The organism is Rhodococcus sp. P4_F3_2 (assembly GCF_056401335.1).
This window is the reverse complement of record NZ_JBFUJN010000046.1, coordinates 18,323-28,800: the sequence shown is the minus strand read 5'-3', so window position 1 is coordinate 28,800 and position 10,478 is coordinate 18,323. Positions and strand designations below refer to the sequence as shown.

Below are 10,478 nucleotides of genomic sequence, written 5' to 3'. Positions count from 1 at the left end.
ATCTCGGCCACAGTGCCCGCGATCGCATCGGGAGTGGACGGCTGCGGGGTCAGGATCTTGATGCGGTCACCGATCATTTCCCCGGTGCTCAGGTCGATCGTGCCGCCCTTGACGCCGCTGCCGCCGACGTCGATTCCGAAACCTGTGGTTGTCATCGTCCTGCGCTCCTGGTGAATTCGAGAGGCGAGTCCTGCCGCTGCAACGACTGCTCCATGACAATGCGTCATGCTGGTGGACGTCATCGACTTAGGATTATGCAGTCGCGAGTGCGTACATTCCATCCGAAGCTGCGGGTGGAACTCGCCCGAGCGCACTGGCCCGACACCGAGCAACCCGTCGTCTTCGGCGGCTATCGGGGTCCGGTTCGCTCGACTCCAGACATTCAATCGATACGGTGGGAATGAAAGTAAGTGCAGTTCAAGCAGTTTGAATTGCAGCGTCGGAGATCTCGCGGTGAGACTCTGGTGGACGTCATCCCAGTAGGCTAGATCCGGGCCAGCGATCGTACAGTTTCCTGACTCCGCATGGCACCGTCGTCATCGGCGTCGGCCCGTCCGACAGGTACTTCCAAACAAGCATCCCAGACCACTCGTGCACCGACATAACCTAATACGGTCTCCAATGTGTTCATGGCGCCTTGCCCGCGGCCCTGCGCGGCGACGTTGATCCACGCCACGGGTTTGTCGCTCATTTCGGTTCCACCGACTGTCCAGTCGCGCAGGTTCTTAAAGCCGCCTGGCAAAGTCCCTGCGTACTCCGGTGTGCAGAACAAGACGACGTCGGCGTCCCGAATGTGCTGTCGCAGAGCGCGAACTTCGCCGGGGAGTGGGTCATGATCGTCGTCGGGGTTGAAGGCAGGTAGACGTGATATACCGCCGTAAGTGGTTGTGGACGAAACAGGTGGGGCTGACGCGGCGACGGACGCGAGAGCTGCGGCGCTAGTAGAGGTCGCTCGGGTGCTTCCCGAGACAAGCAGAATGTTCACGAGTCCATGTTTTCACGAGAGCTGGACGACGGTCGCTCTCCTTAGCGTGACCGTAAAGTCTCTGGACCAGCCAAGTGCAGCGCGGCCGAGTTCGGTTTCGGTGACCTGGTACCGGAGCTGGCGCGACCACTCGGTGCGGCCGGACCCGATGGGCACCAAGGAAGATTCGGGTCGGTGATCGGCCAGATCACCGGGCAAGGCGTAGAAGCTGTCGGTCAGCGCGGCCGGGTAGATGATCGGCGACGCACCCGGTGCCGGGGCGAAGGCAACGACCGCAGCGGTGTCAGCCGCACAAGCGGCCAGAAGAGCAGCGATAGCTCGGACGTGTGGTCGCGGGGTGATGGGGCGCACTCCTCAGTTTTCGTCGAAGTCCAAGCGCAGTGCGCCGCTCACGAACGCACGAGCGCCACTGGCCGGGTGAGTCATCGAGCGGCTCGACGACCCGCGATCCAGTTATGCTGCCGCGATCGAAGCGCCGACGGACACCAGTGCCATCGACTCGGTGGAAGCCGCGACGGGAAGGAATTGGCCGACTGAGCTTCGGACGTGGGTTCGGTTTGCAGAACGGAAACCCCGACGGTGGGCATTCGGCCTTGATATTTCCGGAGCTTCAACCGTTCCCACTGGACCGCGTCCTTTCGGCGTGGGAATCGATGACAGGCCAGTGGGCAGAGACGACTATAGCTGTCGGCGGCACTTCGGCGAGACAATCGGACTATCTGAGCGGTAAGGCGGTACCGAGGGTTTCGGTACCGCCTTACCGCGGTGTTGCTGGCCCCTATCGAGTCAGACTTCGTTTACGATCCGGTGGGTGGCGTGTGCGCGGGGCTGCCAGGGCTTACCAGTGTTTGCGGGGCGAGAGAATTTCCGGGCGCGAATTTTCCGCAATTACTTGGTGCTGGCGTGCCGTTGAACCGATCGATGAGCCACTGCAGGGCTCCGGGCAACCAGAGTGCGCCTCCGATTCCGTGTTCGATGGTCTCGTATTGGTCGTACTGGATGGCGAGGCCGGCTGCGCAGTAGCGGGTGGCGAGGGCAGCGACATCCTCGGCGACCATGACTCCGTCCCCGGGGCCCGTGCCTGGGCCGCCGGGCAGAGTTCCGTTGAGGATGCCGTTGGCGGAATTGGCTATGAACATCGGAATGGTGGGTATAGGGGCGGTGCCCATGTTGATCTTGTTGACAACGTCGACGAACTCGGGAACCGAATTGGGATCCGCATATTCAGGTTTGACCATCTGCTGCCAGGTCAGGCCCGGGTACTGTGCGATGGTGTTGGCGATCGATGCGTCCTGCATTCGCGCCACGATCTCGCGGCCGTAGTCGTTGAGATAGGGATCGAAGTCGATATCGTAGGCGCGAGCTATTCCCACGATCGCCATGCCGACAACGCCGCCCCAGCCGAGGCTTCCGTTTGCGTAGCGAAGGTTGTTGGCAGGATTGACGAGGACTCCTCCTTGCGCGGCACCGACCAGGTTGTCGTTGACCTCGGGGGCGTAGTCAGGGGCGAGAATCGATGCCCAGTTGGTGGCGATCGCGCCGCCGGAGTACCCCATCAAAGCGATCTCCGCGTCGGAATCAACCCCTGTTTCTGATACCTCCCGCACAGCGCGCAGGGAATCGAGGGTCAGCATGCCGTACTCGGGTCCGGCAGCGAAGTCCGCAGTCGGACCTTCGGTATCGGGGATGACCACGGTGTACCCGGCGGCGAGCATCGGACCGAACATAGCAATCTCACCGGACGCCAACGCGCCGCCGAGGTTGAAGTTGCGCCCGCTCGGGGTCCACTGCCCGATCGGGGTGTTACCGGCAATGGCGCGTGAGGGGCTGTCGTCCGGGTTGAGTGAGTCGTAGAACGATTGGTAAGAGAGAACTTTTCCGGGTTGCGCATTCGCGGGCCGCAGAACAGAGGTCACATTCGCGATCGGTCGGTCGAGGGCGTCGGTGGAACGGTAGAGAACTTGCACTGCTTGCAGCGGTGTCGGCACGTTGACCAGGTGATAGGGCACTGTGCGAGTTTTGAGGACAGCACCGGGGGCGTACGAGGACAACGGCGCGGAGCTGTCGTAATCGTAGAAGGTGTCGAACACCCGGGGTTCGGCCGCGGCTGCCGGTGCGGTGACCCCTACTAACGCGGTGGCAGCCAGGAAGGCCACCGCTGCGCGTGAAAGAGCTGTCATAGCTAAGTGCTCCGATTCTTCATCTGGAAGCAGACGCGGCAGCCCGAACACGGGCAGATTTAGACACTGGCGTCTACGTGAACAGAAGCAACATACCCAACTGTGATCCAGATAACAACAGTGTCGTTTTTGTCGCTTTCAGTCCCGGTTCGGCGAATGCGCCGAGGCGGCATCACCTTTCGTCGCCGAGTCGCGATCGCTTGCCTTCGCGCGCGTGATGGGTGCACCACGGGTGTGGTTGGAGGTGTGGGGTGGAGGAATCGGGCGGCGATGTCCGGGATCTGCTGCCTTCAACTTGGTCGCCAGATCGACGAGCAAGTTCAAGGACTCGGCAGAAAGTCCGTTCGAGGCCTGCAGCAGTGCGCGTACTTGCGAATCAAACAGCAGTGCAATGATGTTCGTGTCTGCATCGACTGCGTCCATGCGGTCCCCGTTCCACGGAACTGTAAAGAAATACCCGCTCGAGACCCTGAAATAGCTCGCGAGCGCAGTCACCACCTCCCTCGAGGGTGCTTCCCGTGCGCCGGTCCTCAACTGCGACAGATAGGGAACCGATATACGGCAACCCGAAGCTGCCAAACCGCTCGCGACTGTCTTGTTTGTCAACCGCCGCCCCGTGGCGGCGAACAACTCGTTGAGTCGCACCTGGAAAACGCTTTCCTCTGTCACTCGTCCCACCACCGCAATCCATCCTCTCGCCGATCTTGGAAGGGCACGATATTGCGAGCTCGCCGAACAAGGGGCCCGCCGAGCGCGAACCAGAACACCAGCTTGTTGGGTTCGCCCCGGCGACGAACGAAACCGACATCCCATTCCCGCGGACAGGCCCTGCCGCAATTCGTTGTGACGAGAGGTACCGCGAGCCCTGATGAGGGGCGGTGCCATCAATTGTTGTGTCTCGCGGAGTATTTCGAGAAAACCCTTTGACGCTGTCCATCCGAGATTTCGGGTTGCGACGGAGCCGAATGCAGTCGGCGCGACCAGGCGGTGCACGCGACCAGGGCCAGTCCGTACCCTTCTCGCATGTTCATCTGAGACACTGTCGACTAACTTCAGAAGAAAGTAGCGCACCAGTAACCGAGCGCGCAAGCGTTACTGCGACTTCGGTTGTCATCCGCGAAACACTGCGGGATGGCACATCGAACTGCTCGACCGCACCGCGGTGCTGACGTGGGCGCGTTGAAGTGCCCCTCACGATGAAGTGGGCGCGTCGGGGCAGAGCCGTGGGTTGGGGGGGTGGTCAGCGAGGTGAGGGCGCGATCAGTCGGCGGTCTTTTCGGCGCCGAGAAGACCGCTCAGAATCGTTGACATGACCTCGATGAGTCCGTCGACAGGTTGGCGGGTCGGCGCCGTGCTCCATTGATGCACGAGCGCGGTCAGCGCGCCGACGAAAGCCGTCGCCGCCATTTCGTATCCTCCCGGGGGAACGAAGTCTTCGCCCGCGGCGCCTTGGACTGCAGCTTTGAAGAAGACGGCCCATTCCGTGCGCCGCTCCACGCGATGCGCTTCTACTCGTGCACTGACCCCGATGATGTCGACATGCGAGATCTGGGCTCGCCGGGGATCGCCGCCGATCGACTCGACGTACGCGCGCATCGCAATCTCGGCGAGTTCGCCGAGCGAGGGGGGTGTTCGGTGGGCGATCGCACCTGTTATTGCGTCCCGCGCGTCGTTTTGGATCTGGTCGTAGAGTGCGATCAGCAAATCTTCACGACTGTCGAACTCATCGTAGAACTGCCGCCGAGCCAGGCCAGCATCCGCGCAAATATCAGCGACCGAACTCGATGCGTAACCCTTCGCCGAAAACACTTCCAGCGCAGCCCAGATGAACTGTGACCGTCGCTCTGCTCGCCGATCCGCCAGCGATCGACCGCGGTAGTTTCGGGTTGGCGTACTCACTTCCTGCACGTGCTCATGGTAGCCCGATTGTTCGACGAAGTTAGGCCGAGTGGAAGGCATCATTTGCGAGCCAGGCCGTACCAAGCAGATTTGATGATTGAGAGGGTGTTTGAGAACTCGCAATTGCGCGCGGGTGCCTCGCTGAGCACCGCAGAAGTGGGCTTCTGGTTGGGTCGGTGATTACCAAGTACTCGCCCACACTAGGAGCCCACAGTGCCGACATCGCGATGCCCATCGTGCCCGCCCCACGCGGCGGGCGGACATGGCTGCGCGGTGTACTCGTCGTCGGTCACCGACGCAGAATGGGTGACTCTCGAACCGCTGTTATCTGCGCCGGGCAGCACGGCAGGCCGCGGGGGACGACCCGAGAAGTATTGCCGCCGTGTAATAGTGGATGCCATCTTGTACATCGTGCGCGGCGGTATCGCGTGGCGGCAACTGCCCGTGGAGTTCCCGCCAACCGGGACGGTGTACGCGATCTTCGCCCGCTGGGCCCACAGCGGCGCGTGGCTGCGCATCGTCGACGTGCTGCGCGACCGCCTGCGGGTGCGTGACGGGCGGGACCGGTGCCCGAGCGCGGCGATCATCGACTCGCAGACGGTGCCGGCCGCCGATACCGTGCCCCGATCGAGCCGCGGCTGGGATGGCGGCAAGAGAACGAACGGCGTCAGCGGCACATCGCCGTGGATGTGAACGGACTGTTGCTCGCCGTTGTCGTCGCAGCTGCCTCGATCCAGGACCGCGACGCCGCGCACCGACTCCTGGCCGCACTGCGTGGCAGGTTCTCCACCATCCGGCTGGTCTGGGCCGATGGTGGATATCCCGGACGGTTGCCAGTCTGGGCGAAAGATGTTCTCGCCCTGCCTAACAGATCATCAAACGTATCCCCGGTGCCACCGGTTTCCATGTCTGTCCCCGTGTTCGGGTGGTCGAGCGAAGTTTCGCGTGGATCAACAGGCATCGCCGCTGCGTACGCGACTACGAAACCAGACCCGACCACCACGAAGCGATGTTTCACATCGCGATGATCGCGACCATGACCAGGCGACTCGCTCGAACCTGACGGTTTTCAAACACACTCTGAGGTGAAGTTGCCGCACTGCTCTTGGGTGAGGTCTGCCAGCGCCAGGAAACGATCATCGCCTTGCGGGCACCAACAATTTTACTGTAGATGCAATTATTGACGATCCAGTATGGAGTTCTGGCGTAGATCTTTTATGTATCTGATGCCGATTCTCGCACGCCGAAAACGCGGAAAGTTGTGTCAATCGCCTACGTGCTTCCTTTGTGGACTTGGCTGAGAAGACCTTGCGTCGATATGTTGACGGTGCCGTGTAGGCGTGGTTTGCTTTCGGTGTTCCAAGATCATTGCCGTAGCGCTCCTGCCCGTCCGGGGGTGTAGGCACTTGTCACCGACAGGGCGACCGTGAGGCCGTCATGTCAGTTTCCCTCGACAACCGTCGTTCGTCGGTTGCGTTATGGATCGTCTTCTTTGTCAACGGTGCAGTGTTGGCCAGTTGGGCACCGCGCATCCCTCAAGTGAAATCCGAGCTTGGGCTCAGTGACGGTGCCATGGGGTGGGCACTTCTCGGGGTGGCTGCAGGTTCGGTGCCCGCGTTGTTGGGCACGGCGCGCCTTCTTCGCAGAGTCGAGGCCCGAACGATCTGCGTGACCAGCGCGATGGCGTTCGCGGCCGCGCTGCCGCTGGTGGCGTGGGCTCCGAACGGATGGGCGCTGGCCGGTGTGTTGGCGGTACTCGGAGCGGCGAGCGGATGCTTGGATGTTGCGATGAATACGGCAGCGATAGAGTTTCAAACCGTTGCCGGCACTTCGATTCTCTCTCGTTTGCACGGGGGTTACAGTTTGGGTGTTCTCGCTGGCGCTGGTTCCGGTGCGGTGGCCTCGCGATTCGAGTTCACGGTGCTCGAACACTTTCTAGCGGTGAGTGTTTCACTCCTGGTTCTTGTCTCGGTTGTTTCGCGATGGCTGCCTGCTGGTTCGGTGGGGGGCAGAGGTGCGTCGACCGCATCATCAGCTCGTCGTGTTGGTCGCACGGGCCCGATCTTCGCGATTCCAGCCACGATCGGTGCGTTGGCGATCGCGGCCTTGTTGGTCGAAGGAATGGTCACCGATTGGTCAGCTCTTCTGATCTCGCGTGATTTCAGCGCAGGAGCGACCTTGGGGGCGGTGACCGTCGTGGTGTTCAGCACGGCGATGTTCGTTTCGCGTACGTTCGGCGACCTCGTCGTGGCCAAACTCGGAGCGGCCACCACAGTGACCGCGGCCGCCGCCGCGGTGACTATCACTGTCATCGCCGGAGTCGGTGTACAGCAATATGTTTGGGGTTCGATCGTTGCGATCGGATGCGTGGGCCTTGCTCTAGGACCACTGTTCCCTTTGGCGATAGTCGAAGCCGGTCGACGCTCGAGTGGTGGTGTGGCTCTGGCGACGGCCCGGGTAAGTGCTGTCGGGTACGGCGCTTATCTGGGGGGTCCGCCGATCGTGGGTTTCCTCGCCGACCACGTAGGTCTGCGGACGGCATTCGTCGCCATCGCGCTGGCGTGTTGCGCTGTGCTTTTTCTTGTTTCGCCTTCCCTGCGCCGCGTCGATAGTGCACGCGGATCTCAGCTCGTCGAAAGGTGACCCAATGGCACATGTCGTCGAAGTCGACGTATCACGATACGACCCTGCGGCTCTTCAGGATGATCTGCCCGCCGGCAAATGGGACCACCTTCGGGTGAGAGCCCGAGAGACGTTGGGAGACAGGACGTTATGGTACGTCAACTCCACAGCAGCCGGGTGTGGGGTCGCGGAAATGCTTCATCCTATGATCGGTCTCGCCCGCAGCGTCGGGCTTTCGGCTCGGTGGTTGGTCATCGACGCTCCCTCGTCGTTCTTCGACATCACCAAACGTGTGGACAACGCGGTGTCCGGAATAGCCGGTGACGGCGGGCAACTCGGAGCAGAAGAAGAGAGGGTGTACACGGACGTATCCCGTGCGCTCAGCCCAGAGCTGGCGCGTTATTTTCCCCGGTGACTGCGTGATGCTTCACGATCCGCAGACTGCCGGGTTGTGTGAAGGGCTGCGCGAGTTGGGGCGACCGTGGTGTGGCGCGCGCACAACGGATCCGACGAACGCAACGCATACACCGAGCGTGCGTGGGGATTCCTTACTCCGCATCTGCGCGCTGCGGATGGTCTCGTTGCGACGATGGACACGTTCCGCCCGCCCGCCCCTGAGGGGACTCCGTATACGAGTATCGCTCCGTTCATCGACCCCACCGCGAACAAGAGCATCGCCCTCGCGGCACCGGACATTCGATCGTGACTGCAGCGTTGGGGAATCGTAGCCGCCGCGCCGCCCCTGTGGCCAACCCCCGGGGGTACGAGTTGTTCCGTGAGGGCGCGGCACCGACCGCGGAGGTTCCGATGGTCGTGCAGGTCAGCCGGTGGGACCGTGCCAAAGACATGGCCGGAGTCATCGATTCCTTCGCATCGAGTATCGCTCCGTACACACAAGCGCACCTGACGTTGGCAGGTCCGGAGATGACAGGTGTCGCCGACGACCCCGAGGCAGCTGACTATCTGGCACAGTGCGTTCGCAGGTGGCGGTAGTTGCCTCACGACACGCGACAGCGTGTGCACCTGGTATGTCTTCCGATGACGGACATGGCAGAAAATGCTCTGACCGTCAACGCATTACAGCGGCACGCAACGGTCGTGACGCAGAAGAGCAGGTCCGAAGGTTTCGGTTTGACCGTGGCCGAGGCCATGTGGAATAGAACGCCGGTGGTGGCAACCGCTGTCGGCGGAATTCAACTCCAGATTCCTTCCCCGGCGCACGGTGTCACTGCGCCTGTCGCCCCTGAGGGTGATCAGTTCGGCGCGGCCGTACGAATGTTGCTCGAAGACCGTGACAAAACGTCGACTTCTGGGCGAGCCGGGACGAGAACACATTCGCACGCATTTTCTGCCCGACACCCAACTCGTGGCCGAGATCAGATTTTTCGAAAGTCGTCCGAGATGGCGATGGTCAAAACGCACACCGAAACCGGAGGAACGATTTGAGCGCGTCTATGGTTCTGAGGGCCTGAAAAATAGAGGTGACTTGGTGTGTCGTTATGCGGCGAGACCGGCGTTCTCCACTGGGTCGTGACGACTAACTTGAATGTTTGATCCACCGGACCGCGCCGAGCACGCGAAGGGTGGACGGATCGAGAGCCGCACTCCAGTGATTGTCGGGGTGCCCTCAACGTGCAGTCAGGGTTCCCTGCAGACGCCACAGGGATAGGCGTCGTTGTCGAAACCAATGGAGTGGGGCCTGGCACCCGCGTTTAGGTTGCGGACACCGCGATCGAGACGGTAAAAATATTCTGGGGCAACATATTCAATGGCTCCATTGATAAGTGGATGCACGTTCAGCGTGCGTTGCCGAGGCTGGCGTCTTCCTTGCTGCCGCTGATCAGGAGGGTGACTTCCTCTACCCGTTGGAATCGGCCATCGGGTGCATGTTCGCCGAAGAGGTACACCTCGGTCACGACGCGTGCGCCGTCGGTCTTCTCGATGGTCACGGTGTGTCGATCGGCGTAAGTATCGCCCGAGACAAGTTCTTCGTGCACGGTGATCGATCCGCCTCTGACGACGGTCCGCAGGTGAATGATGTGTTCAATGAACGCATCTCGTTCATCCCACTGTCCGTTCGTGCGCTGTCGGTAGTCGTCGCTGAAGTGCTTGCTCACTGCGTCCTGGACCGAGATCCCCGTGGAAAAGATCAAATCGTCGAGTGCGGATTTGATATCTGCTGTCATTGTTCAACTCTCCTTCGCTACCGTCATATGCGTGCGTGACGCACGCATATGACGGTAACAGGAATGCGTGCTCTCCGCACGGGTAAGGTGTCGGAAATGAAGTCCGAGACTGTCGACGACCAGGTGGGGGCATCGATCGCCGAGGCGTTGGCCACTCTGCTGCGCCGCGGGCATCGGGAGAACCTCTATGCCCGCTTGACCAGCGGCCTGGGTACCGCGGTCGATGCGTCGACGTACCCGATACTGAGTGGACTTGCGCGGGTCGGAGCGTGCAGTGCAGCGGAATTGGGCCTCGAGATCGGACTCGATCGGTCTGGGGTGAGTCGCCGCGCGACACGACTCGAGGTTGCCGGACTGCTCTTCCGTAGTCCGGACCCCTCAGACGGCCGCGCTGTGCAACTCGAACTCACACCGCACGGTCATGAAGTGGTGTCAACATTACGGACGCGGCTCGCATCTGCGATCGACACCCTGTTCGAAGACTGGACACCCCGCGAAGCACATTTTTTCGCAACAGGTTTCGTGCGCTTCGTGGATTCCACACTCTTCACCAACTGAATACTTCCGGAACTCTATCCAGAAATCGTTCGGCCGCAGTGAATCCCG

Annotated in this window: 14 protein-coding genes and 1 pseudogene; 8 read left to right on the top strand and 7 right to left on the bottom strand. The window is 61.5% G+C overall.

What is annotated here, in order from left to right; translation table 11 throughout:
* The 6 genes and pseudogenes from AC1DWA_RS29800 to AC1DWA_RS29775 all read right to left on the bottom strand — a co-directional run.
* A pseudogene (locus AC1DWA_RS29800) lies at positions 1 to 155 on the bottom strand (polyphosphate--glucose phosphotransferase); the annotation flags it as partial.
* A gap of 329 nt (positions 156 to 484) precedes the next feature.
* Positions 485 to 985, bottom strand: a complete 501-nt coding sequence (locus tag AC1DWA_RS29795; protein WP_477848023.1) for an NADPH-dependent FMN reductase — start codon at positions 983 to 985, stop codon at positions 485 to 487.
* A 12-nt stretch (positions 986 to 997) separates the two neighbouring features.
* Complete coding sequence (locus tag AC1DWA_RS29790) at positions 998 to 1,336, bottom strand: hypothetical protein (protein ID WP_477848021.1); 339 nt, start codon at positions 1,334 to 1,336, stop codon at positions 998 to 1,000.
* Between the two features lie 446 nt (positions 1,337 to 1,782).
* Positions 1,783 to 3,165, bottom strand: a complete 1,383-nt coding sequence (locus AC1DWA_RS29785) for a lipase family protein (protein WP_477848019.1) — start codon at positions 3,163 to 3,165, stop codon at positions 1,783 to 1,785.
* A 138-nt stretch (positions 3,166 to 3,303) separates the two neighbouring features.
* Positions 3,304 to 3,588 (bottom strand): hypothetical protein, encoded by a 285-nt coding sequence (locus AC1DWA_RS29780; RefSeq protein ID WP_477848017.1) that lies wholly within the window; start codon positions 3,586 to 3,588, stop codon positions 3,304 to 3,306.
* Between the two features lie 837 nt (positions 3,589 to 4,425).
* Entirely contained in the window at positions 4,426 to 5,073 is a 648-nt protein-coding gene (locus AC1DWA_RS29775; protein ID WP_477848015.1) for a TetR/AcrR family transcriptional regulator, read from the bottom strand.
* 204 nt (positions 5,074 to 5,277) lie between these two features.
* Between AC1DWA_RS29775 and AC1DWA_RS29770 the strand changes: the two genes are divergently transcribed.
* From AC1DWA_RS29770 to AC1DWA_RS29740, 7 genes are all read left to right on the top strand, one after another.
* Positions 5,278 to 5,757, top strand: coding sequence for a transposase (locus tag AC1DWA_RS29770; RefSeq protein WP_477848013.1), 480 nt, complete (start codon positions 5,278 to 5,280; stop codon positions 5,755 to 5,757).
* A complete protein-coding gene (locus tag AC1DWA_RS29765; protein ID WP_477848011.1) occupies positions 5,748 to 6,092 on the top strand; it encodes a transposase in 345 nt (114 codons plus the stop codon). Before AC1DWA_RS29770 ends, AC1DWA_RS29765 begins: the two co-directional genes overlap by 10 nt.
* Positions 6,093 to 6,501: 409 nt before the next feature.
* Positions 6,502 to 7,707 carry an MFS transporter gene (locus AC1DWA_RS29760; protein WP_477848009.1) on the top strand — a complete coding sequence of 402 codons (1,206 nt, stop codon included), beginning with the start codon at positions 6,502 to 6,504 and terminating at the stop codon, positions 7,705 to 7,707.
* A gap of 4 nt (positions 7,708 to 7,711) precedes the next feature.
* A complete protein-coding gene (locus AC1DWA_RS29755) occupies positions 7,712 to 8,101 on the top strand; it encodes a hypothetical protein (RefSeq protein ID WP_477848007.1) in 390 nt (129 codons plus the stop codon).
* Between the two features lie 66 nt (positions 8,102 to 8,167).
* Complete coding sequence (locus AC1DWA_RS29750) at positions 8,168 to 8,392, top strand: hypothetical protein (protein WP_477848005.1); 225 nt, start codon at positions 8,168 to 8,170, stop codon at positions 8,390 to 8,392.
* A complete protein-coding gene (locus tag AC1DWA_RS29745) occupies positions 8,389 to 8,679 on the top strand; it encodes a hypothetical protein (protein WP_477848003.1) in 291 nt (96 codons plus the stop codon). The genes AC1DWA_RS29750 and AC1DWA_RS29745 overlap by 4 nt, the downstream gene beginning before the upstream one ends.
* A 54-nt stretch (positions 8,680 to 8,733) precedes the next feature.
* Positions 8,734 to 9,132 (top strand): glycosyltransferase, encoded by a 399-nt coding sequence (locus tag AC1DWA_RS29740; RefSeq protein WP_477848001.1) that lies wholly within the window; start codon positions 8,734 to 8,736, stop codon positions 9,130 to 9,132.
* 350 nt (positions 9,133 to 9,482) lie between these two features.
* On the opposite strand, the gene AC1DWA_RS29735 is transcribed toward AC1DWA_RS29740, so the two are convergent.
* Complete coding sequence (locus AC1DWA_RS29735; protein WP_477847999.1) at positions 9,483 to 9,872, bottom strand: nuclear transport factor 2 family protein; 390 nt, start codon at positions 9,870 to 9,872, stop codon at positions 9,483 to 9,485.
* A gap of 96 nt (positions 9,873 to 9,968) precedes the next feature.
* Here AC1DWA_RS29735 and AC1DWA_RS29730 point away from each other — a divergent pair, with 96 nt between their 5' ends.
* Positions 9,969 to 10,430, top strand: a complete 462-nt coding sequence (locus AC1DWA_RS29730) for a MarR family winged helix-turn-helix transcriptional regulator (protein ID WP_477847997.1) — start codon at positions 9,969 to 9,971, stop codon at positions 10,428 to 10,430.
* The last annotated feature ends 48 nt before the right edge of the window (positions 10,431 to 10,478 follow it).

Coding starts and splice junctions, on each gene's coding strand:
- AC1DWA_RS29780 (WP_477848017.1), bottom strand. CDS start 3,588: ATGGACGCAGTCGATGCAGACACGAACATCATTGCACTGCTGTTTGAT.
- AC1DWA_RS29735 (WP_477847999.1), bottom strand. CDS start 9,872: ATGACAGCAGATATCAAATCCGCACTCGACGATTTGATCTTTTCCACG.
- AC1DWA_RS29785 (WP_477848019.1), bottom strand. CDS start 3,165: ATGACAGCTCTTTCACGCGCAGCGGTGGCCTTCCTGGCTGCCACCGCG.
- AC1DWA_RS29740 (WP_477848001.1), top strand. CDS start 8,734: ATGGCAGAAAATGCTCTGACCGTCAACGCATTACAGCGGCACGCAACG.
- AC1DWA_RS29760 (WP_477848009.1), top strand. CDS start 6,502: ATGTCAGTTTCCCTCGACAACCGTCGTTCGTCGGTTGCGTTATGGATC.
- AC1DWA_RS29730 (WP_477847997.1), top strand. CDS start 9,969: ATGAAGTCCGAGACTGTCGACGACCAGGTGGGGGCATCGATCGCCGAG.
- AC1DWA_RS29755 (WP_477848007.1), top strand. CDS start 7,712: ATGGCACATGTCGTCGAAGTCGACGTATCACGATACGACCCTGCGGCT.